Consider the following 20,045-nt stretch of genomic DNA (forward strand, 5'->3'; position numbering starts at 1 on the left):
CAAGCCATGGGCGTCAAGAAAAGGGAAAAGTCGGGAGATTTTGGGAAATCCTGTTTTGTTCTGGTTCTTATCTCATTTTCTTTGTCATGACGGGGTCGGAAGGACGTTCGCGCGCGCCAAATAGACGCTGGTGCCCGGCGCGAAACAGCATCGCGCCCACCATTGCCCAGATAATCCCGACCAGGGCCGCCCAACGAACGGCGCTGACCAGCACGGGGCCCGACCAAAGCCAGCTTCGGCGGCCTGGAAGGTCTGCGCCAAGCGCCTGCGCCGCGAACTGCGGGGTGTCGGCCGTCCACTGGCCCGTGTCGAGCGGGCGGGCCGGGTCCGCCAGCCACATACGGTCGTCAATCAGGTCAGCGTCCGCCACGATCGTGGCATTTCCCTTGCCGACCTTGCATCGGGCGACGGCGCCTTGATCAAAGACGTGGCAATCAGGTCCTGTGGCCCGGAGGGAGGATGCCCCGTAGAGGGTGAGGAGCCGGCCGTCGACAAGGAAATGACGCCGCTCGTCCCTCTCTCCATCGCCGGGGAGCAGGCGGACGCCCCAATGGCCGAGCAAGCCGGCGAGCAGCGTCACAGGCGGCGGCCTTCGTCGGTCACCCATGGGCAGCGCCATCGGCCAATGCAGCTGAGGATCGGCAAGGAACAGAGCCTGCCCGCCCCCACGCACCCATTGGTCGAGCGCGACAAGCTCGACGGGCGACAGAGCGCGCGGTTGCGCCAGCAACAATCGCGGTGCCCCCGTGCCTGCCAGCGCGAGCGGACCGTCAACCGGCCGAACCTCAAATCGCTGGCGCAGCACGGTGATGATCGGCGCATCGGCGCGCGCAGCCGGGCCGGAAACGGCTTCCTCCCAGAACAACGGCAGGCTGGTGATGACGGCCAATGGGGGCCGCGCGCCGGCAATCGGCCCGATATGAGGGGCCTTCGCCTCCCGCCACGCAGCCAGAGCAAGGGCCGCGATTGCCAGCCCGATGCCAAGCCGCGCGCCCGCATTTGCGGGAAGAGGACGACGGCAAAGCAGAAGGCCCGCCGCGGTCGCCATCAGCGCCACGCCGGCGAACCCAAGCGCGCCGACAAAGGCCGGCGGCCGGACTGTCGCCAGACCTGCGAAGCTCATCACCGTCGCTATGGCGCCCAAACTCGCCCAGCAGGCAGCCCCGGCCCCTCGCCGCGCCTTGAGCAAGGCAGCGGCCGGCGGCAGCACGAGCAGCGTGGCGAGCGCCCAGCCACGCAGTTCCACCTGGCCGGTGCGAAGCAGCGGAACGAGACCCCCCACCAGCACCGCCAGCGCGGACCATCCCAGCAGGACGAAACTGCGCAGCGTGGCGGTCAAACCATCAACCCGGCATCAATGCGCCCCAGCTTGCGGGTCCTGGTCCATCGGCTTCTTGAGATTGGGATCGGGTTGAAGATCGGGCACGATCGGCACCTGCTCCGGCGCGGGCTGGACCCCCAATTCCGCCAGCGGTTCCTTGGGCGCCACGGCATTGACCTCCAGCGTCGGTACAGTCGGTGGCGGCAGGGCTGGATCGTCGATCCGCGCCTTGTCGATCACGATATTTGCGAGGCCGACGAGCAGCACCACGCCCGCCAGCCCGGTGAGACCGATCTGGACGCGCTGCAACCCTTCCTGTCGGCGGGATTGGTCAGCCATCAAAAAAAGCGCTCTTTTTATCGTCGCCGCGACCCGTGTCAGCGATCAACGATTGTGCGCGAGCCAGGGGAAGACCGTCAAGCCCTTCGATTCCAGCCATTCGCGATTATAGAGGGTCGACAGATAGCGGAATCCCGTGTCGCACAGGATCGTCACGATCCGCTTGCCCGGACCAAGCTCCCTGGCGAGCGCCACCGCGCCGGCGACGTTGATGCCCGATGACAAGCCCAGGCACAGCCCCTCTTCGGCCAGCAGCCGGCGCACCCAATAAAGCCCTGCCTCGTCCGAGATGCGGAACTGGGTGTCGATGGGCGCGCCTTCCAGATTGGCGGTGATGCGCCCCTGGCCAATGCCTTCGGCCACCGACGACCCTTCGGCTTTCAGTTCGCCATGGGCGTAATAATTGTAGAGCGCGGCACCATAGGGGTCGGTCAGCGCGATCGTGATGCCCTCGTCATGCGCCTTGAGCCCCAGCCCGACACCCGCGATCGTGCCGCCGGTCCCCGCCGCGCAGGTGAATCCGTCGATCTGGCCGTCGAGTTGCGTCCAGATTTCCTCGGCAGTGCCGACGATATGCGCCTTGCGATTGGCGATATTGTCGAACTGGTTGGCCCAGATCGCGTTTTCCGTCTCTTCCGCGATACGGCGAGACGTATGAACAAAGTGGCCGGGATTGGAATAGGCCGCGGCCGGCACCGTCACCAGTTCGGCGCCCAATGCCATCAACGTGTCCATCTTTTCCCGGCTCTGCGTCTCGGGCATGACGATGATCGTCTTGTATCCCTTGGCATTGGCGACCAGCGCCAGACCGATGCCGGTATTGCCCGCTGTCCCTTCGACGATGGTTCCGCCCGGCTGGAGCAATCCCTTTTCTTCGGCGTCGTTGACGATGAACAGGGCGGCGCGATCCTTCACGGACGCGCCGGGATTGGCAAATTCGCACTTGGCGTAAATCTCGCAGCCCGACTCTTTCGATGGCCCGGCAAGGCGGACCATCGGCGTGTTGCCAATCAGGGCGAGGCTATCTTTCTGCACCAGCATGTCTCTCGCATAGCGGAGCGGACGCATGCTTGCCAAGCGAGGGAATGCTGATTGGGCAAAAGACACATTTGCCACCGTTAACCCTTGACACTTCCGATGTCCCGGCGCGGGACGCGGGAACATCTGGTGAGGAAGTGGCAAGGCTTTTGGGTTAGGCGACTCCGGCATTGAGGAAGGAAGCGGACGATCTTGGCGACGCGCGAGCAAGGATGGTGGCACGGGGCCATGGCTTCCCTCGCGCTGCTCGCGCTTGTGGTCCCGCGTCTCATCACTGCTGCGCCGCTCGACCTGCTGGCCGACGCCTCCGCGCGTATTGACCCGGCCGAACAACCCGGCGCGAATTTCCCCGGTTCGGCCTTCTTCTTCGCGCAGGGCATGTTCGACGACTTGCCCGCGCGCGCCGGCGGCAACGCACATGTGCTGGCGCTGGACCAGATTCAGGCCGCGCCCGCCGCCATCTTTCGTGGTGCGACCCCGCTCGACGGCTATCGGGCGCTCAACTGCCTGACCTCCGCCATCTATTATGAGGCCGGGAACGAACCTGAGGAGGGGCAGCGCGCCGTTGCCCAGGTCGTGCTCAACCGGGTACGCAGCCCGCTCTGGCCGCACAGCGTCTGCGCGGTGGTTTACGAAGGGTCCGACCGCACCGACACGCTTTGCCAGTTCACCTTCAGCTGTGACGGATCGATGGCCCGGGGAAGCAACCCGCAGGCGTGGGCACGCGCTCGGCGGATCGCCGCGCAGGCGCTCGCTGGACAGGTTTACGCGCCGGTCGGCGTCGCGACCTTCTACCATACGCTGGCGGTCCACCCGGCCTGGGCGTCATCGAAACGGCCGGTGGCGGTAATCGGCGCGCATATCTTCTACCGCAGCGCAGGCTTCCAGGGTAGCGCAGCCGCTTTCCGCATCCCCTATTCAGGTCGGGAAATGCAGTCGGGGCCAGCGTGGCGAGCCTGGCCTGTCCGGGTGGTTGATGCCCCGTCGCAGCCGCTGTTCCGCTCCGCCGCCGCGCCCCTGCCCAGCCTGACGCCTGTGGAAGCGCCTCCCGAGCCGGTCCTGCCGCCCTCCACCATTCGGCCTGAATATCGCAATAGCGGACGGCCGCTGCTTTGATCGGAAACCGCCGCAGTCCAAAGGCTTTGGCTCCGAAAATGTGTAAGCATCTGAAACTCAAGAAAATAAAATCTGATTTTTTTTTAGCTTATGGTGGAACCAAATTTGCGGACCATTGGTTCTGCACCTCGGATAGCAAATCTTTTGCCCCCCGCTCTTGCTATCCAAAAAAACATGAGCCCGGAACGCATCTCCCCCCCCGACGCGTTCCGGGCTCAGATTTTTTGAGCGAAATCCCTGAAAACAAAGATCTTTGCGATGGCGGAACGTATCGCGGGTCCGCGGGTTGTCCTTTCGTCGCCGATCTGGCGAGACCAATCGGCTGAGTTTTTCCAAGGAGACGATCATGACCAAGAAGATCCTGGCCGCCCTGCTGCTCTCGGGCTCCCTGATGGTGGCGGCGTGCAACACGGTGGAAGGCGCGGGCAAGGACGTGCAGAGCGCTGGCGCAGCAGTCGAGAATGCTGCCAAGTAGGCCGCGATCGCCCCAGATTTCCCCTTCCCCTTGCAAGGCCCGCTTTCCGGCGGGCCTTTTTTTGGCGCCAGGCTGTTCAGGCCGGTGCGTCGCTTGCCGCCGCTTCGCGCGCCGCCTTGCGGTCGGTGAACCAGATCGCGACGATCGTGATTTCGTACAGCGCCAGCAGCGGGATCGCCAGCATCAGCTGCGAAACCACATCCGGCGGCGTCAGCACGGCAGCGAGGATGAACGCGCCCACGATCATGTAGCGGCGCAAACCGATCAGCTGGACGCGGCTGACGAAGCCGGCACGGTTGAGCAGCATCAGAAGGACCGGCATCAGGAAGCTGATCCCGAATGCCAGAATGAACTGCATGACCAAGGTGAGATAGGCATCGGCGCTGGGCAGAGCCTCGACCTGAAGGCCGCCGCTATTGCCTTGATATTGCAGGAAGAAGTGAAAAGCGGTCGGCATCACCACGAAATAGGCCAGGCTGGCGCCCATCAGGAACAGCACCGGCGTCATGACGAGGAAGGGCAGCAGCGCCTTTTTTTCCTTCGCGTACAGGCCGGGCGCAATGAAGGCCCATAGCTGGTTCGCGATGATCGGGAAGGACAGGCAAAACGCCCCGAAGACCGCGATCTTCACCTGGACGAAAAAGGCCTCATACAATTTGGTATAGACCAGCCGCCCGCCGCTATCGCCGAAGGCTTGCTTCAGTGGATGAACGAGAAAGCCGAAAATCTGCTGCGAGAAATAAAAGCAGACCGCGCCGCTGATGACCAGCGCCCACACGCATTTCAACAAACGGCCCCGCAATTCGATGAGATGGTCGAGCAGCGGCGCCTTGCTATCGTCAATGTCCTTCATGCCGGCGCGTCGCCCTTCCCCTGGCCGGCATTGGTCGCGATGTAGGGCGGCCCGTCAGCGGCCGATGCGGGCCGCGCGCCGGGAGCGGGCGCGGATTGCGCTACAAAAGGCGGGGGCGGCGCGTCAGCGCGGGGCGCGGGCAGCGGCTCCATCTGCGGCGCGGCCGGAATGCTTTCGGGCGGATGCTCCTGCATGATCCGGCGGTTCTGCTCGCCCCACTTCTTTTCGAGCTCTTCCATTTCGACTTCACGCACCATGGCGTCGATCCCGGTGCGGAAATGACGCGCCATGCCGCGCGCCTTGCCGACTATCTGCCCCACCTTGTAAAGTGCGCGCGGCAGATCCTTGGGCCCGATCACGACCACCGCAACGATCACGATCAGCAGAAATTCGGACGAACCGATGTCGAACATGCCAGGCTACCGCCGCTGGAGGAAATATCAGGCCTTGGTCTTTTCTTCCGCGGTCGCGGTCGGCGCGTCCTGCTCCGGCACCCGGTGACCTTCGATCCGGGTCGCGGGCTTGGCGGGCGTGACGTCGTCATCATCCTCGGCCATGCCCTTCTTGAAGCTCTTGATGCCCTTGGCAACGTCACCCATCAGCCCGGAAATGCGGCCGCTACCGAACAGCAGCATGACCACCAGGAGAACGATGACCCAGTGCATCAATGAAAAGGAACCCATTTTGACTTTCTCCTGAAACTAAGCCCTTTCTAGGCTTCTTCTTCATCATTTTCCAGAACGGATTGGGCGCCTAGACCCTCCAGTGCAAGATCGACCGGGTCGAGCAATCCGGCGGCGCGCAGATCATCAATTCCCGGCAGGTCGCGGCGGCTGCCAAGCCCGAAATGTGACAGAAATTCGTGGCTGGTCGCGTAAGTGAGCGGTCGACCCGGCACTTCACGGCGCCCGGCGGGCCGCACCCATCCCGCCTCCATCAGCACGTCCAGCGTCCCCTTGGCCACCTGCACGCCGCGAATGGCCTCTATCTCGGCGCGGCTGACGGGTTCGTGATAGGCGATGATCGCCAGAGTTTCCATCGCCGCGCGCGACAGCTTGCGGGTTTCGTCCTTTTCCCGGCGCAGAATATGGGCAAGGTCGGCGGCCGTCTGGAAATGCCAGCGCCCGCCCCGTTCGACCAGGTTGATGCCGCGACCGGCATAATGATCCGCGAGCGTGGCGAGCGCGGCGGAAAGGTCGCCGGCCTCACCCACATGCAACCGCAGGTCGCCCAGGGTGAGCGGATGTTCCGCGACGAACAGGGCAGCCTCCACCGCGCGCAGGAAATCGTCGGGTTCCTGGGTCACAGCAGCCTCTCCCCTTGTTGATCCGGCAGCGCCGCGCGCAGATAGATGGGCTGGAATATGCCGTCCTGCTGTATTTCCAGCCGGCCCTGCCGCGCCAGTTCCAGGGCAGCGACGAAGCTGCTCGCCAGGGCGGAACGGGCCATTGGACCGTCCTGATTGTCAGGCAGGAAAGATTCGAGCGCGGTCCAGTCGATCGCGGAGCCAACCAGCATGCTGACACGCTGGATCGCCTCATCCAGCGTCATGACCGGCCGCGCGGCCACCATGTGGACCACCGGCTGGGTGCGCGCCCTGATCTGGCCATAGGATTGCAGCAGGTCGTAGAGGCTGGCCGCCCATCTGGCCTTGCGCACCAGCCTCAAACCCTCGGGCCGGGGCCGGACGAACACGTCGCGGCCGATGCGATCGTGCGCCATCAGCCGCGCGCCCGCCTCGCGCATCGCCTGGAGCCGCTGCAGCCGCAACTGCAGCCGCAGCGCCAGTTCCTCCGGATCGGGATCGGGCTGGGCCTGCTTTGGCAGAAGCAGCGCTGATTTGAGGTAGGCGAGCCATGCTGCCATGACCAGATAGTCGGCAGCCAGTTCGAGTTTCAGCTTTCGCGCCCCTTCGATATGGGCGAGATATTGTTCGACCAGCGCCAGGATCGAAATTTCGCGCAAGTCGACCTTTTGTGTGCGGGCGAGCGCGAGCAGCAGGTCGAGCGGCCCTTCCCAGCTTTCGAAACTGACGGTGAGCATGTCCGGGCGGGGCGTCGAAGCCGGGGTAAAAAGCTCGTCCACCCTTCAACGCCTTCCCAACGAGGGGAAATGGCGGGTGAAGCCCGATGGAAACGGGTTTGCGCCATGGCAAGGGCGATATCCCTGCATCGGCCTTGCCGGTCCTCCCGTTGCCGGGGAGGATGTGAAAGCAAGCCCCTTCACGCCGCGACCGGCGCCAGCAGCGCATCGCGAGTGGCGAGCAACTGCTCGAGCGGCGGGCCATTTTTGCTGCCGCCAGCATGAGCCATCGCGCGATCCAGCCGCGCCCGCGACACCACACTGATGTCGGGGATCCGACTGGCGATCCCGATCATGTCATCCATCTTCGCCCAGCAGTTCAGCGCGAGGTCGCAACCCGCCGCCACGACGCCGGCGGCAAGGTCGGGGATGCTGCCCTGCAATGCCTTCATGTCGAGATCATCAGACATCAGCAAGCCGTCAAAGCCGATGCGCTGGCGGATGATCGTTTCGATGACCGAAAGCGACAGGCTGGCCGGCAGCTCGGGGTCCCAGGCCGTATAGACGACATGGGCGGTCATCCCGATCGGCGCATCCTTCAGCGCCCGGAAGGGTGCAAGGTCGGTCGCAAGCGCCGCATCGTCGGCGGTCACCACCGGCAAGTCCAGATGGCTGTCGACCATGGCCCGGCCATGGCCAGGCATGTGCTTGACGATGCCGACGACGCCGCCCTCGCCCAGCCCTTCGATGATCGCGCGGCCCAGGGCCGCCACGCGCATCGGTTCAGCGCCCAATGTGCGGTCGCCCATGATGTCGCTTGCGCCCTCCTGCCGGACATCGAGCAGCGGCAGCGCGTCGACGTTGATCCCCGCTTCGGCGAGCGTGACGGCAATCGCCTGGGCATTGGCCCGGGCGGCTGCCATCGCGCTGGATGGGGCGATATCATAGAGACGGTCGAACAGGGCGCCGGGCGGGAAGCTGGGCCAGACCGGCGCCTGCATCCGCGCGACGCGCCCGCCCTCCTGGTCGATCATGATGAGCAGGTCGTCGCGGCCATGCAGCGCCCGCAGGGAATCGGTCAGCGCCCGAAGTTGCGCCTTGTCGGCGATGTTGCGGCGGAACAGGATATAGCCAGCGGGCTGGGAATCGAGAAAGAAGGCGCGCTCGTCGGGAGTGAGGGTCTCGCCCGAAAGGCCGAAGATAACGGGTTTCATGGCGGCGGATGGTAGCGGGTGGAAGGCGCGGTGTCGAAGGGGTTTGTGCCGGGTCAGCGCGGGAGTCGCGGTTCCCGCCCCTTATGCGAGAGGGAGGAAAGCCCGCATCAGTTGACGACGATGCAGCTTTCTCCCGCCACCTTGAGCTTGCCGCACAGGGTGCTGGCCTGCTTGCCCGCCGTGGCGCGCAGGCGGTATAGGGTGCCGCCACCGACCTCCGTGGGCTCCACCGACATGGTGAGCGGGGCGAGGTAGGCGAAGCGTTTGGACAGGCGGGTCCAGGCGTCCCGCGCACCCGACTGACTGCCATAGGCGCCCAGCTGGATAACGGACCCGCCGGCGGTGCGACCGGGTTGCGCCGCCGCGGGCGCCACATGGGTTTCATCGGCCACGCGCGCGGTCACGCTCTGCGACGGCTTGCCCGGATGCGCCGGCGGCGTGTGCGCGGGCGCCGTCTGTGTGATCGGCGCTTCGGGCACGCGGCTGGGATCGATACGACCGTCGCGGGCCACGCCTTCGCTCGCGGCGAAACTGGCGTCGCCTTCGCCATCGAACTTTTTCGCGTCGGCCTGCGCGGCCGGAACCTTATAGTCTCCCGCCGGCGCCGCGATCAGCTTGCCTTCGCCAGCGTTGCCGCCATGCCGGTTCTGCAACAGCCAGACCGCGCCGACCACGCCAGCGACCAGCAACAGGCCGCACAGGATGAAGCCCAGGATCGGCGACAGGCGCCTTTCCTCTTCCTCCTCAATCGCGGGCTCGAGCCAGGGCAGACGCTCTTCGTCATCCAGATCGAGCCGCCCCCTCGCATAATCGCCCATCGTCGCCGTGCCTCCGCCCAAGCTCACTGCATTTCGGTCAATGCGGTCACGCCCATAAGGGCAAGGCCGTTGCGGATGATCTGCCCGATTCCGCGGCTCAAGAAAAGGCGTGCGGAAGTTGTAGCCGGATCGTCCGCCAGGATAACGCGCGCGGCCGGATTGTCGTTGCCGAGATTCCACCAGCTGTGGAATTCAGAAGCCAAGTCATTGAGATAAAATGCAATTCTATGGGGCTCGCGGGCTGATGCCGCCCCTTCCACCACGCGCGGAAACTGGGCTGCCAACTTAACAAGGTTAAGTTCGCTCGTCCCAAGGCGGGACAAATCCGGTGCGGAAAGATCAATTTGCGACTCCTGCGCGCGGCGGCCGAGCGAGGAGATGCGCGCATGGGCATATTGCACATAGAAAACCGGGTTGTCCTTAGATGCCTCCACCACCTTGGCGAAATCGAAGTCCATCTGCGCGTCCGCCTTGCGCGTCAGCATGGTGAAGCGGACGACATCCTTGCCCACTTCGCCCACGACGTCGGCCAGCGTCACGAAATTGCCGGCGCGCTTGGACATCTTCACCGGCTCGCCATCCCGCAGCAGGCGGACCATCTGGATCAGCTTCACGTCGAAGCGCGCCTTGCCCTCGGTCAGGGCGGCGACGGCGGCCTGGATGCGCTTGACCGTGCCGGCATGATCGGCGCCCCAGATGTCGATCAACTGGTCGGCGCTTTGCGCCTTCTGGAAATGATAGGCCATGTCGGCGCCGAAATAGGTCCAGGCGCCGTTCGACTTCTTGATCGGGCGATCCTGGTCGTCGCCGAATTTCGTCGATCGGAACAGGGGAAGCTCCACCGGCTCCCAATCCTCGGGCGTTTCGCCCTTGGGCGCTTCGAGCACGCCGTCATAGACAAGGTCGTGCGCGCGCAACCACGCTTCGGCCGCCTCGGGCTTGCCGGCGGCCTGGAGTTCGGCTTCGGAGGAAAAGACGTCATGGTGGATGCCGAGCAGCGCCAGATCGCTGCGGATCATCTCCATCATCGCGGCGACCGCGCGGGTGCGGAACAGGACCAGCCACGCGCTTTCGGGCGCGCCGACATAGGCGTCGCCATAATCGGCCGCCAGCGCCTGACCCACCGGCACCAGATAGTCGCCGGGATAGAGGCCCTCTGGGATGTCGCCGACTGCCTCGCCCAACGCCTCGCGGTAGCGCATATGGGCCGATCGGGCGAGCACGTCGACCTGGCCGCCGGCATCATTGATATAATATTCGCGGATGACCTTGTGCCCGACATATCCGAGCAGGGTCGCAAGCGCATCGCCGACCACGGCGCCCCGGCAATGGCCCATATGCATGGGGCCGGTCGGGTTGGCGGAGACATATTCGACATTGACCGTGACGCCCCGGCCGACATCGGAACGGCCATAGTCGGCCGCTTCGGCATGGATCGCCGCCAGTTCCGCGCGCCAGGTCCCGTCGGTCAGGCGCATGTTGATGAAGCCGGGGCCGGCGATCGCGGCGCTTTCCACCTCTTCCAGCTTTTCAAGACCGGCGACGATCCGTTCGGCCAGCGCGCGCGGGTTGGTTCCGGCGGGCTTGGCCAGCACCATCGCGGCGTTGGTGGCCAGGTCGCCATGGCTTGCATCGCGCGGCGGCTCGACGGTCACGGACTTGCGGTTGAGGCCCGCGGGCAGCGCCCCGTCAGCCTCCAGCGCGTCCAGCACGGCGTTCAGATGAGCGGTGAAACGGATATAGAGGGACATAGAATGATCCTGCATCACAAAAATCCGGTCGTCCTGAGCAGCCATTGAGCAAAGTCAAAATGGCGTATCGAAGGACTGTCGTGGTGCAAGATGCTTCGATACGGGCCTTCGACTTCGCTCAGTCCCTACTCAGCACGAACGGGAAAAATCAAAGTGGGCGCACCAGATTAACGGGTCGCGTTATAGCGGAGCTGATCCTGGGTCAGGTTGAACCCCACGAGCAGCTCGAAACTGGTTCGCTGCAACGCCGCCTTGACGTCCGGCCGCGCGAAGGGATCGATCGCCGCATCGGCGTCACCCGCCTTGCGCTTTTCCGTGATCTTGGCCTGAATGTCGGCGGGCAGCGTGGCGGCGGCCTTGTCGACATAGGCCCCGGCCTTGGCCGTCGCGCTGGCGCGATATTGGCCGGCGGGGAAATCCAGCACCACCTGGCCGACGCGCTTGGCGACCACGGCATTGCCGCCGCGCACGACGGCCGAGAAGAAGGGCAGCGTCACCTGCCGCGCGGCGGTCGCATCGCTGCGGCGCGCGTTCACGGTGAAGCTGGCTTCGCTGTAGAATTGCGCCCCTTCCGAGCAGGTAGAGCGAAGGTCGGTGATGTTCGCCACCACATCGATCGCGCGGGCCTCGGTGCTCTGCGGCGGATTGAACAGGGTGATGTCGCCGGTATAGGCCGGGACCGCCGCGACCGGGCAGGCGGAGCGGACGGCCACGATGCCGCCGGTGGGATCGATCTCCCCCCGCCGCGAACAGCCCGCAAGGGCAAGGGCCAGCATTCCGGTCAGCGCGATACGAGAAAAGGTCACGAGATAATCCCTTGGGGAACAGGCGTCGGGCTTCATTATCCGCACCCTGCCCGCCGCGCAACCGAAAGGAACAGCGCGCCTCCCCCTTCCTTCCGGCGTGACATTGGCCTAAGCGGCTTGGCATGTCAGCGCCTGCACAATCCAGCCGTCCGCCCCTGAAACTGCTGATCGCCGCGCCGCGCGGCTTTTGTGCCGGGGTCGATCGCGCGATCGTCATCGTCGAAAAGGCGATCGAGAAATATGGCGCGCCTGTCTATGTCCGCCATGAAATCGTGCACAACAAATATGTCGTCGACGGCCTGAAGGCCAAGGGCGCGATCTTCGTCGAGGAACTGGACCAGGTGCCCGACGGCGTGCCGGTGGTTTTCTCGGCCCATGGCGTGCCCAAGGCGGTGCCGGCCAAGGCGAGCGAACGCGGGCTGGACTTTCTGGACGCCACCTGCCCGCTGGTCAGCAAGGTCCACCGCCAGGCCGAACGGCTGGTGGATGCCGGCCGCCACATCCTGTTCATCGGCCACAAGGGCCATCCCGAAGTCATCGGCACCTTCGGCCAGGTCGATCAGGGCCATATGACCCTGATCGAAACGGTCGGGGATGCCGAAGCCTTCATCCCCGCAAACCCGGACAATCTGGCCTTCCTGACCCAGACGACGCTGTCCGTCGACGACACGGCGGCGATCGTCGCGACGCTGCAAAGGCGATTCCCCGCCATTCAGGCGCCCAAGGGGGAGGATATCTGCTATGCCACCTCCAACCGTCAGGCGGCGGTCAAGGCCATCGCCGCCGCCTGCCAAGCGCTGTACGTCATCGGCGCGCCGAACAGTTCCAACTCGCTGCGCCTCGTCGAAGTGGCCGAGCGCGAGGGCATCCGCGCCCGCCTGATCCGCCGCGCCGATGACATTGATGTCGCCTGGCTTGCCGGTGTCGGCACGCTTGGCCTGACAGCCGGCGCCTCCGCTCCCGAGATATTGGTGCGCGAAGTGGTCGACTGGCTCGCCGCCCGCTTCGACGTGACCGAGGAGCAGGTGGAAACGGCGCGCGAAACCGTCGCCTTCAAACTGCCCCGCGGACTGGAGGCCGCCTAAGTCCATGGCGGTCTATACCCATGTCCCCGCCGAGGAGATCGACACCTTTCTCGGTCGCTATGACGCAGGCCGGCTGGTGTCGGCAAAGGGCATCGCCGAGGGCGTCGAAAACAGTAATTATCTGCTGGAAACTACTGGCGCGGACGGCAGCGGCCATCGCTACATCCTGACGCTTTATGAAAAGCGGGTGGATGAAGCGGACCTGCCCTTCTTCATGGACCTGCTCGATCATCTGGGCGCGCGCGGCTGCCTGGTGCCCCGCTTCATCGCCGATCGCGATGGCCGCCGGCTCCAACAGCTTGGCGGACGCCCCGCCTGCCTCATCGAATTCCTGACCGGCATTTCCGTCACCGAGCCGACAGCGGCACAGGCCCGCGCGGCAGGCGCGGCGCTGGGGCAGATGCATCGGGCGGCAGAGGGCTTCGCCGGCGAACGGCGCAACGCGCTCGACCTTCCCGGCTGGCATGATCTCGCGGCGCGATGCGGTGACCATTTCGACGAGATCGCGCCGGGCCTCGGTGCACGGGTCGCCGACGAACTCGCCTATCTCGACGCCCATTGGCCCGCCGACCTGCCCCGCGCGGTGATCCACGCCGATCTGTTCCCGGACAATGTGCTGATGCTGGGTGACGAGGTGACCGGCCTCATCGACTTCTATTTCAGCTGCACCGACATCCGCGCCTATGACCTTGCGGTGACGCACAGCGCCTGGGTGTTCAGCAATGACGGCGTGCAATTCTTCGCCGAGCGTTCCGACGCCCTGCTGGCAGGCTATGCCGCGACGCACGGCCTGTCAGACGCTGAGCGCGCGGCGTTTCCGACGCTCTGCCGAGGCGCGGCGCTGCGCTTCCTGCTGACCCGGGCCTATGACTGGATCAATACCCCGCCCGACGCGCTGGTGACGCGCAAGGACCCGCTCGCCTATCTGCGGCGGCTGGATTTCTACGCCCGGTCCGGCGCGGACCTGTTGCGCGCGTGAGCGATCTTCCCCTCGTCGAAATCTTTACCGATGGCGCGTGCAAGGGCAATCCTGGGCCGGGGGGCTGGGGCGCGGTGCTGCGTTTCGGCGCCACCGAAAAGGAAATTTCAGGCGGCGAAGCGCAGACGACCAACAACCGCATGGAAATGACGGCGGCGCTAGAAGCGCTCAACACCCTCAAGCGACCCTGCCAGGTCACGCTCTATACCGACAGTAAATATGTGATGGACGGCATCACCAAATGGGTGTTCGGCTGGCAGAAAAATGGGTGGAAGACGGCCGACCGCAAGCCCGTCAAGAATGGCGAACTCTGGCAGGCGCTGCTCGTCGCGACCACGCGTCACAAGGTGACGTGGCAATGGGTGAAAGGCCATGCCGGCCACCCGGAAAATGAGCGCGCGGATCAGTTGGCCTGCGCCGCGGCCGAACAGTTTCGATCATAGCCCGGCGAAGGGAGAGCGGGCGGGCCGCTCCCCCTTGCCTGACTCACGGGTAGCGCCTGGCCCAATCCTCCGGATAAGGCGGCTGCCAGCGCGTGGGGGCAACCCAGGTCGTGCCGCGCGGCGCGAACCCTTCCTCGATCGTTCCAACCCGCTGCATCGCGTCCCGGACCGCTGCATCGCGGCAGGATGGCGTGACGGGCGTGGCCGCATCGGTTTCGCCCATCTTCTCGCACAGATAGCGCGCGGTCAGCGACACGCGATGGCGAAGTTCGTCCTTCCCGGCCGCGGTGCTGAGGTCGAGGTCGGCATAGCTGACCGGTTGAGACAAGGACTGAACGCTGTCTGGAACCCGGCCGTAGCGGCCTGTAATGATGATTTCCTCCGGCGGCTGGGCAATGCCGGCAGCGGCGCTGACGAATAGCAAGCCGGCGGTGAACAGGGCCGGCACCGTAACTATAGGCTTTCTCATCGGGGCATCCTCCTCTTCAAGGACAGGCCGCCCTATTATTTCCGCGCATCTCGGGGTGAGCGGCCGGTGACCTAACGTGATCGCGACAGGTTCGTTCCGGAAAGGATGCAGTGTTTGCAGGGGGAAGGAGTCAGCGCTGAAAACGCGACGGCGCATAGCGCGCCACGTCAATGCCGGCGACCGGGTGCGCCGCCACTTCCCCTGCCAGCAGGCTCGCACCCAGCAGCGCGGCCGCCGGGGCCGTCTGGATGCCGAATCCCCCCTGTCCGGCAAACCAGAAAAAGCCCGGCACGTCCGCGTCAAAACCATAGACCGGCGCCCTGTCGGGGGCGAAGCTACGCAGACCCGCCCAGCGGCGCTCGACCGCGACGACCGGCCAGTCAACCACCGTTTCGAACCGCGCGATCGCTTCAGCAACCGCCAACTCCTCGGGCGCGGCGTCGCAGGGCGGCGATGGCTCCTCGTCATGCGGGGTCAGCCAGACGCGCCCTTCCCCCTCGGGCTTGAAATAGAATCGCCCGGCCAGGTCCATGACCAGCGGCAGGTTCGCCGCTGGCATTTTCGGCACGCGCAATTGTGCGACGGTGCGGCGTAGCGGCGTTATGCCGATCGGCGCGACGCCGCTGCGCGCGGCCACATCATCCGCCCAGGCTCCCGCGGCATTGACCAGAATGCCGCAGGCGATCGCTTCCTTGCCGGTATCGACCTGCCAGCCGCCCGATTTCCTGCGCGCGCGCTCAAGGCCGGTCGAAAGGCGCAGTTCGCCTCCCCGCCGACGCAACAGCCGCATCCATGCCTGGTGCAGCGCCGCCACGTCGATGTCGCACACGCCGGTTTCCAGCACCCCCAGCGTCCATTCCGGCCGCAGCCCGCGCATCAGGGACGCAGGATCGACCAGCTGCAATTCCACCAGCCCGGCAAAATCTGCCAGCAGGCGGTCGCGCGCGACTTCATCCCCCGCCTGGCCAATATGCAACGCGCCGCGCGGCGAAAGAAAAGGCCGATCGGCAAAGTCAGGATCGGGATGACACAGCAAAGGACCGGAGGCCGTGGTGAGCGGCTGCACCGCGCGGCCGCCATAGCTTTCCTCCCAGAAAGCGACGGAGCGGCCCGTGGCGTGATAACCCGCGCTCGCCTCCCGTTCCAGCACCAGCACGGAACCGTGCCGCGCCAGTTCCGCGCCCAGGCTGACGCCGGCGATGCCGCCGCCCACGACCACGATGTCGAAGCGGGTCATGCCGGCGCCATTTCATCCAGAAAAGCGTCGATGCGACGCAGCGCATCCAGCCGTACGGGGTCCAGCTCGCGCAATATCTCGTGCGCCGCCTCCCTGCCATAGACATGCAGTCGCGCGCCAGGAATGCGCGCCGCAATTCTTCGGATCGCGGGGGTCGACACCAGCTGGTCCGCGTCGGCCGCGAGGATCAGCAGCGGCACGGCGATGCGATCGATCCCGGTGCCCCGCTCCAGCGCCCAGGTCGAAGCGAGCGCCTGCTCCACCCAGCGCCAGCTTGGCGGACCCAGCGCCACGTCACGGCTATGGTCGCGCCACCACAGCTCGTCGGCATAACGGTCCGGGTCGTGCGTCAGCCGCTTCTGCCGCATCAGCCGCTGCCGGGCGGACTCCTCCTTCTGCGTCCACGCCTGTCGGCGCGAAAGGCCGAGTCGGCACATGGCGTTGGCGATGCCGACGGCGAGCCATCGCGGCAGCGGCGCGGAATGGACGTCCATCATCGGCGCGACGGTGACGGCCGCGTCCGGCGGAGACATGCCTTCGGCCAAGGCGCGCAATAACAGGTGCCCGCCCATGCTGTGCGCGACGATGGCGGTCGGCCCCGATCCTTCGCTCCGCCAATCGGCCGCGAACGCATCGAGGTCCGTGATCCACTGGCCGAAATCCTCGACATGGCCACAAAGCGGGTCGCCGGTCAGTCGCCCCGACCCGCCCTGCCCGCGCCAGTCGAAGCTGGTGACCGCCCAGCCGCGCTCCGCCCAATGGTGGATCACCTCCAGATATTTCTCGATCATGTCGCCGCGCCCGCCCAGCAGCAGCATTCGGCCCCGCCTGCCCTCACCCAGCCGGTAGCGGCGCAGCGGCCAGCCGTCAGGCGCGCTCCAATAGTCCAGCCGCCCGTTCATCGGCCAGGCGCGGCGGTCAAAGGCCGGGGCTTTGAAGGCGGGCGAATCCATGGGGCGCATGGTTACGGTTTGGTAAGCCATCGGGTCTAGTGTGTACTGTCATGTGGGGGGAATATTTCAAATTGGCGCTGCTGGGCGTCCTGGGCCTGCTGCTCGTGATCGTATGCGTCACGGACCTGCGGTCGCGCACCATCTCCAATCGGCTGAACCTGATCGTCGCCGCGCTGGCGCCGCTGTGGTGGATGGCGAATGGGCTCGACCTCTGGCCGGGCATGGCGTTCCAGCTGATCGTTGCCCTTGTTGTGTTCCTGGCCTTCGCCGGGCTCTTCGCCATCGGCTGCATGGGCGGCGGCGACGTCAAACTGCTGGGCGCGCTGGCGCTCTGGTTCCCTTGGGCCGCCGTTCTGTCGATGGTGATGCTGATGGCGGTGATCGGCGGCCTGGTGACGATCGTCACCGTCGTTCATCATCGCATGACAAGGCGGCTGGGGCAGCCGCAGATCCCGTACGGGATCGCAATATCCGTCGCCGCGCTGTGGTTGATTGGCGAACGATATCTTAACCATTTTGCGTAAAATTCGGGGCTCGGGCGCATGGTCGCCTGATTGAGGGAGACGAATTTCATCATGGACGCCAAGAAAATAGTCTTGCTGGTGGGGGCGCTTGTCATAGCGGTCACTACAGCTCTTCTCGCGCGCAACATGCTGAGTTCGTCAGGTGCGCCTCAGGCCGCTGCCTCGGCGATGCCGGTGGAAGCCGATCAGCCGCATGTGCTGGTCGCGACCAAGGCGCTCCCCGTGGGCACCATCCTGGATGCGGAAGCCTTCCGCTTCCAGCCCTGGCCCAAGGATCTGGTCGAGCAGGCCTATTATATCCAGGGCCAGGCCGATCCCGCCAAGCTGGTGGGCAGCGTCGTTCGCACCGCCATCTCGGCCGGCCAGCCGATGACCATGGGCAGCGTGATCAAGCCCGGTGAGCGCGGTTTCCTCGCCGCTGCTCTCGGGCCGGGCATGCGCGCCGTGACGGTGCCGGTGTCAGCGCAAAGCTCGGTTGCGGGCTTCGTCTTTCCCGGTGACCGCGTCGACCTCATGCTGACGCAGAGCGTCAACGGCGGCGGCGACGGCGATCCGCTCAAGGTTTCCGAAACCATCCTGCGCAACCTGCGCGTGCTCGCCACCGACCAGCGCATGGACGCGATGGGCGCGGACGGCAAACCGGTGGTCCAGACCTATTCCAACGTCACGATCGAAGTGACGCCCAAGATCGCTGAAAAGATCGCGGTCGCGCAGACCATCGGTTCGCTTTCCATGTCGCTGCGCTCGATCGCCGACAATGCGTCCGACCTCGACGCCGCCATCGCCGGCGCTGATGTCGACCTGCCCGACGGCGCCAATCCGAACGCGGAAAAGAAGATCATCGCTCACCTGGCCTCTCGCCCGGTCGACAAGGGCACCACCTATTCCACCGGCGCCGACGTGTCTCGCTACCAGCGCAGCTCCGTCCCCGCCAAGCCTCTACAGACCGCTGCCGCCACCGCAGTGCCCGCCGGCGGCGCTCTGGCCGGCACGGGCGCCGTCAGCGGACCCGTGATCCGCATCGCCCGCGGCACCAATGTGACCGTCGTACCGGTCGGGGGGAAGTAAGATGAAGCGTTTGAACATGCATGCGGGCAAGGCGGCGGTGAAGCCGCTCGTCGCCCCCGCGATCGCGCTGGGCCTGGCCATCGCCATGGCCGCCACGCCGACCACGGCCCTGAACGCCGCGCCGGCTTCGATGCAGGACAATGCGATCCTGATGTCGGTCGGCGGCAGCAAGGTCATCAACCTGAATGCCAAGATGTCGGACGTGGTGATCGGCGACCCCAATGTGGTCGACGTCCATGTCCGGGCCCAGAACCAGCTCTACCTGATCGCCAAGGCAGCCGGTGAAACCACGGTCTTCGTTACCGCGACCAACGGCAAGGTGCTGTTTTCCGGCACCGTCCGGGTCGGCAACAACCTGACCAGCGTCGACGAGATGCTGAAGCTGGCGATGCCGAACGCCGACATCGCGGTCAACAAGATGAACGGCATGGTCCTCCTGACCGGCACGATCGCCGCGCCCGAGGACGCCGCCGAAGCCGAACGCCTGACGCAGGCCTTCGTCGGCAAGGAAGTGACGGTCGTCAGCCGCCTGCGCACCGCGACACCGCTGCAGGTCAACCTGCAGGTGAAGATCGCTGAGGTGAGCCGCGACCTTGGCCACCAGATCGGCATGAACATCTCGGCGCTGGCCTCGGGTCCGGGCCGCATCATCGATCATATCGGCCGCGCCGACCGCGATTTCGTGACGCGGGGCAGCAATTCGCTCGGTCAGACCACCTACACCTTCAACCAGCCTACCAACGGTTCGACCAGCCTTGGCTTTGTCGCCAATCTGCTGGGCATGGACGTGGCAGGGGCCCTCGACCTGGCCGAATCGTCGGGTCTTGCCACCTCGCTCGCGCAACCGAACCTGACCGCGCTGTCAGGCGAAACGGCCAGCTTCCTGGCGGGCGGAGAATATCCCTACACGGTCAGCAACGGCACACAGGGCAACAGCATCGAATTCAAGCAATATGGCGTGCAACTGGCCTTCACGCCGACGGTTCTGGCCGATGGCCGTATCTCGCTACGCGTCCGCCCAACCGTGTCCAGCCTCGACTTTTCGGTGAACGCGTCCGTCCCCGCGCTGAAAAGCCGCACGGCCGAAACCACTGTCGAACTGGGGTCGGGTCAGGCCTTCATGATCGGCGGCCTGCTCAACGCGGACACCGCCAATTCGATCAGCAAGACGCCGGGCCTCGGAGAAATCCCGATCCTCGGCAGCCTGTTCAAATCGCGTCGCTTCCAGCGGCATGAAACCGAACTGGTGATCGTCGTCACGCCTTATCTGGTGAAGCCCATGAACGCATCGGACGTGCGTCTGCCGACCGACGGCTTCCGCAACGCCGATGTCGGCCAGGGCCTCATCATGCAGCAGGGCAATGATGGCGTCAGCGGTGCGCGCGCCCCGATGCCGCACCGCGATCCGGTTGGGCCGGTGCCCGCTCCGGGTCCGCAGGCGTCAGCCGCCACCCCCGCGCTTGCCACCCGTGACGGCGCCAAGCGCTCGGCCAAATTGGCCGCCGCGCCTGGCTTCAGCTTCTGATCCGAAGGA

23 protein-coding genes are annotated in these 20,045 nt (G+C 65.5%); 8 read left to right on the forward strand and 15 right to left on the reverse strand.

All coding sequences use genetic code 11. From position 1 onward, the window contains the following. Positions 1 to 67 precede the first annotated feature (67 nt). Genes AAC640_RS07555 through AAC640_RS07565 form a run of 3 tightly spaced genes read right to left on the reverse strand, consistent with a single transcriptional unit; the run spans position 68 to position 2,701 of the window. Positions 68 to 1,339, reverse strand: a complete 1,272-nt coding sequence (locus tag AAC640_RS07555; protein ID WP_340265503.1) for a Gldg family protein — start codon at positions 1,337 to 1,339, stop codon at positions 68 to 70. Positions 1,340 to 1,354: 15 nt separating this feature from the next. Next, on the reverse strand, positions 1,355 to 1,660 hold the full coding sequence (locus AAC640_RS07560; RefSeq protein ID WP_340265504.1) for a hypothetical protein: 306 nt from the start codon (positions 1,658 to 1,660) through the stop codon (positions 1,355 to 1,357). Between the two features lie 45 nt (positions 1,661 to 1,705). Further along, positions 1,706 to 2,701 (reverse strand): cysteine synthase A, encoded by a 996-nt coding sequence (locus AAC640_RS07565; protein WP_340265567.1) that lies wholly within the window; start codon positions 2,699 to 2,701, stop codon positions 1,706 to 1,708. 225 nt (positions 2,702 to 2,926) lie between these two features. Here AAC640_RS07565 and AAC640_RS07570 point away from each other — a divergent pair, with 225 nt between their 5' ends. Together AAC640_RS07570 and AAC640_RS07575 are read left to right on the forward strand one after the other, a co-directional pair. Beyond that, the gene (locus AAC640_RS07570) at positions 2,927 to 3,814 is read left to right on the forward strand and encodes a cell wall hydrolase (protein ID WP_340265505.1); all 888 of its coding nucleotides are present in this window, start codon (positions 2,927 to 2,929) and stop codon (positions 3,812 to 3,814) included. A 346-nt stretch (positions 3,815 to 4,160) separates the two neighbouring features. Beyond that, complete coding sequence (locus AAC640_RS07575) at positions 4,161 to 4,289, forward strand: entericidin A/B family lipoprotein (RefSeq protein WP_340265506.1); 129 nt, start codon at positions 4,161 to 4,163, stop codon at positions 4,287 to 4,289. Positions 4,290 to 4,365: 76 nt separating this feature from the next. Here the strand turns inward: AAC640_RS07575 and tatC are convergent, their stop codons facing one another. From tatC to AAC640_RS07620, 9 genes are all read right to left on the reverse strand, one after another. Continuing rightward, on the reverse strand, positions 4,366 to 5,142 hold the full coding sequence (gene tatC, locus AAC640_RS07580) for a twin-arginine translocase subunit TatC (RefSeq protein WP_340265507.1): 777 nt from the start codon (positions 5,140 to 5,142) through the stop codon (positions 4,366 to 4,368). Beyond that, positions 5,139 to 5,555: a Sec-independent protein translocase protein TatB gene (tatB, locus tag AAC640_RS07585; protein ID WP_340265508.1), complete on the reverse strand. Its 417-nt coding sequence runs from the start codon at positions 5,553 to 5,555 to the stop codon at positions 5,139 to 5,141. The genes tatC and tatB overlap by 4 nt, the downstream gene beginning before the upstream one ends. A gap of 27 nt (positions 5,556 to 5,582) precedes the next feature. Further along, a complete protein-coding gene (locus AAC640_RS07590) occupies positions 5,583 to 5,825 on the reverse strand; it encodes a twin-arginine translocase TatA/TatE family subunit (RefSeq protein WP_340265509.1) in 243 nt (80 codons plus the stop codon). A gap of 29 nt (positions 5,826 to 5,854) precedes the next feature. Further along, entirely contained in the window at positions 5,855 to 6,448 is a 594-nt protein-coding gene (gene scpB / locus AAC640_RS07595; protein ID WP_340265510.1) for an SMC-Scp complex subunit ScpB, read from the reverse strand. Further along, entirely contained in the window at positions 6,445 to 7,227 is a 783-nt protein-coding gene (locus tag AAC640_RS07600) for a segregation and condensation protein A (protein ID WP_340265511.1), read from the reverse strand. Before AAC640_RS07600 ends, scpB begins: the two co-directional genes overlap by 4 nt. A gap of 137 nt (positions 7,228 to 7,364) precedes the next feature. Further along, positions 7,365 to 8,378 carry a beta-N-acetylhexosaminidase gene (nagZ, locus tag AAC640_RS07605; RefSeq protein ID WP_340265512.1) on the reverse strand — a complete coding sequence of 338 codons (1,014 nt, stop codon included), beginning with the start codon at positions 8,376 to 8,378 and terminating at the stop codon, positions 7,365 to 7,367. Positions 8,379 to 8,485: 107 nt separating this feature from the next. Then, complete coding sequence (locus AAC640_RS07610) at positions 8,486 to 9,196, reverse strand: SPOR domain-containing protein (protein ID WP_340265568.1); 711 nt, start codon at positions 9,194 to 9,196, stop codon at positions 8,486 to 8,488. 23 nt (positions 9,197 to 9,219) lie between these two features. After that, a complete protein-coding gene (argS, locus tag AAC640_RS07615) occupies positions 9,220 to 10,947 on the reverse strand; it encodes an arginine--tRNA ligase (protein ID WP_340265513.1) in 1,728 nt (575 codons plus the stop codon). A 167-nt stretch (positions 10,948 to 11,114) separates the two neighbouring features. Then, entirely contained in the window at positions 11,115 to 11,723 is a 609-nt protein-coding gene (locus AAC640_RS07620) for a hypothetical protein (RefSeq protein ID WP_340265569.1), read from the reverse strand. 152 nt (positions 11,724 to 11,875) lie between these two features. On the opposite strand from AAC640_RS07620, the gene ispH reads away from it, so the two are divergent. The 3 genes from ispH to rnhA are packed head-to-tail and all read left to right on the forward strand — an operon-like array spanning position 11,876 to position 14,260. Then, positions 11,876 to 12,838: a 4-hydroxy-3-methylbut-2-enyl diphosphate reductase gene (gene ispH, locus AAC640_RS07625; RefSeq protein ID WP_340265514.1), complete on the forward strand. Its 963-nt coding sequence runs from the start codon at positions 11,876 to 11,878 to the stop codon at positions 12,836 to 12,838. Positions 12,839 to 12,842: 4 nt separating this feature from the next. After that, a complete protein-coding gene (thrB, locus tag AAC640_RS07630; protein ID WP_340265515.1) occupies positions 12,843 to 13,817 on the forward strand; it encodes a homoserine kinase in 975 nt (324 codons plus the stop codon). Beyond that, positions 13,814 to 14,260, forward strand: a complete 447-nt coding sequence (rnhA, locus tag AAC640_RS07635) for a ribonuclease HI (RefSeq protein WP_340265516.1) — start codon at positions 13,814 to 13,816, stop codon at positions 14,258 to 14,260. The genes thrB and rnhA overlap by 4 nt, the downstream gene beginning before the upstream one ends. Before the next feature lie 43 nt (positions 14,261 to 14,303). Here rnhA and AAC640_RS07640 read toward each other — a convergent pair whose 3' ends face one another. The 3 genes from AAC640_RS07640 to AAC640_RS07650 form a co-directional block, all read right to left on the reverse strand. After that, entirely contained in the window at positions 14,304 to 14,729 is a 426-nt protein-coding gene (locus AAC640_RS07640) for a UrcA family protein (protein ID WP_340265517.1), read from the reverse strand. 130 nt (positions 14,730 to 14,859) lie between these two features. Further along, entirely contained in the window at positions 14,860 to 15,966 is a 1,107-nt protein-coding gene (locus AAC640_RS07645) for an NAD(P)/FAD-dependent oxidoreductase (protein ID WP_340265518.1), read from the reverse strand. Continuing rightward, positions 15,963 to 16,928 (reverse strand): alpha/beta hydrolase, encoded by a 966-nt coding sequence (locus AAC640_RS07650; protein WP_422794963.1) that lies wholly within the window; start codon positions 16,926 to 16,928, stop codon positions 15,963 to 15,965. Before AAC640_RS07650 ends, AAC640_RS07645 begins: the two co-directional genes overlap by 4 nt. A 41-nt stretch (positions 16,929 to 16,969) precedes the next feature. Between AAC640_RS07650 and AAC640_RS07655 the strand changes: the two genes are divergently transcribed. Genes AAC640_RS07655 through AAC640_RS07665 form a run of 3 tightly spaced genes read left to right on the forward strand, consistent with a single transcriptional unit; the run spans position 16,970 to position 20,036 of the window. After that, the gene (locus AAC640_RS07655; protein ID WP_340265520.1) at positions 16,970 to 17,443 is read left to right on the forward strand and encodes an A24 family peptidase; all 474 of its coding nucleotides are present in this window, start codon (positions 16,970 to 16,972) and stop codon (positions 17,441 to 17,443) included. Between the two features lie 51 nt (positions 17,444 to 17,494). Next, entirely contained in the window at positions 17,495 to 18,511 is a 1,017-nt protein-coding gene (gene cpaB / locus AAC640_RS07660; RefSeq protein ID WP_340265521.1) for a Flp pilus assembly protein CpaB, read from the forward strand. Position 18,512: 1 nt separating this feature from the next. Continuing rightward, positions 18,513 to 20,036 (forward strand): type II and III secretion system protein family protein, encoded by a 1,524-nt coding sequence (locus AAC640_RS07665; protein WP_340265522.1) that lies wholly within the window; start codon positions 18,513 to 18,515, stop codon positions 20,034 to 20,036. Positions 20,037 to 20,045: the final 9 nt, after the last annotated feature.

Source organism: Sphingobium mellinum (genome assembly GCF_037860795.1).
Lineage (GTDB): Bacteria > Pseudomonadota > Alphaproteobacteria > Sphingomonadales > Sphingomonadaceae > Sphingobium > Sphingobium mellinum.

What these genes read in the sequence shown, in the direction of transcription:
- AAC640_RS07575 (WP_340265506.1), top strand. Translation starts at nt 4,161, where the DNA reads ATGACCAAGAAGATCCTGGCCGCCCTGCTGCTCTCGGGCTCCCTGATG.
- nagZ (WP_340265512.1), bottom strand. Translation starts at nt 8,378, where the DNA reads ATGAAACCCGTTATCTTCGGCCTTTCGGGCGAGACCCTCACTCCCGAC.
- AAC640_RS07565 (WP_340265567.1), bottom strand. Translation starts at nt 2,701, where the DNA reads ATGCTGGTGCAGAAAGATAGCCTCGCCCTGATTGGCAACACGCCGATG.
- AAC640_RS07610 (WP_340265568.1), bottom strand. Translation starts at nt 9,196, where the DNA reads ATGGGCGATTATGCGAGGGGGCGGCTCGATCTGGATGACGAAGAGCGT.
- AAC640_RS07560 (WP_340265504.1), bottom strand. Translation starts at nt 1,660, where the DNA reads ATGGCTGACCAATCCCGCCGACAGGAAGGGTTGCAGCGCGTCCAGATC.
- thrB (WP_340265515.1), top strand. Translation starts at nt 12,843, where the DNA reads ATGGCGGTCTATACCCATGTCCCCGCCGAGGAGATCGACACCTTTCTC.
- AAC640_RS07590 (WP_340265509.1), bottom strand. Translation starts at nt 5,825, where the DNA reads ATGGGTTCCTTTTCATTGATGCACTGGGTCATCGTTCTCCTGGTGGTC.
- AAC640_RS07570 (WP_340265505.1), top strand. Translation starts at nt 2,927, where the DNA reads ATGGCTTCCCTCGCGCTGCTCGCGCTTGTGGTCCCGCGTCTCATCACT.
- AAC640_RS07650 (WP_422794963.1), bottom strand. Translation starts at nt 16,928, where the DNA reads ATGCGCCCCATGGATTCGCCCGCCTTCAAAGCCCCGGCCTTTGACCGC.
- AAC640_RS07645 (WP_340265518.1), bottom strand. Translation starts at nt 15,966, where the DNA reads ATGACCCGCTTCGACATCGTGGTCGTGGGCGGCGGCATCGCCGGCGTC.
- cpaB (WP_340265521.1), top strand. Translation starts at nt 17,495, where the DNA reads ATGGACGCCAAGAAAATAGTCTTGCTGGTGGGGGCGCTTGTCATAGCG.
- AAC640_RS07640 (WP_340265517.1), bottom strand. Translation starts at nt 14,729, where the DNA reads ATGAGAAAGCCTATAGTTACGGTGCCGGCCCTGTTCACCGCCGGCTTG.
- AAC640_RS07655 (WP_340265520.1), top strand. Translation starts at nt 16,970, where the DNA reads ATGTGGGGGGAATATTTCAAATTGGCGCTGCTGGGCGTCCTGGGCCTG.
- argS (WP_340265513.1), bottom strand. Translation starts at nt 10,947, where the DNA reads ATGTCCCTCTATATCCGTTTCACCGCTCATCTGAACGCCGTGCTGGAC.
- ispH (WP_340265514.1), top strand. Translation starts at nt 11,876, where the DNA reads ATGTCAGCGCCTGCACAATCCAGCCGTCCGCCCCTGAAACTGCTGATC.
- tatC (WP_340265507.1), bottom strand. Translation starts at nt 5,142, where the DNA reads ATGAAGGACATTGACGATAGCAAGGCGCCGCTGCTCGACCATCTCATC.
- tatB (WP_340265508.1), bottom strand. Translation starts at nt 5,555, where the DNA reads ATGTTCGACATCGGTTCGTCCGAATTTCTGCTGATCGTGATCGTTGCG.
- AAC640_RS07665 (WP_340265522.1), top strand. Translation starts at nt 18,513, where the DNA reads ATGAAGCGTTTGAACATGCATGCGGGCAAGGCGGCGGTGAAGCCGCTC.
- AAC640_RS07620 (WP_340265569.1), bottom strand. Translation starts at nt 11,723, where the DNA reads ATGCTGGCCCTTGCCCTTGCGGGCTGTTCGCGGCGGGGGGAGATCGAT.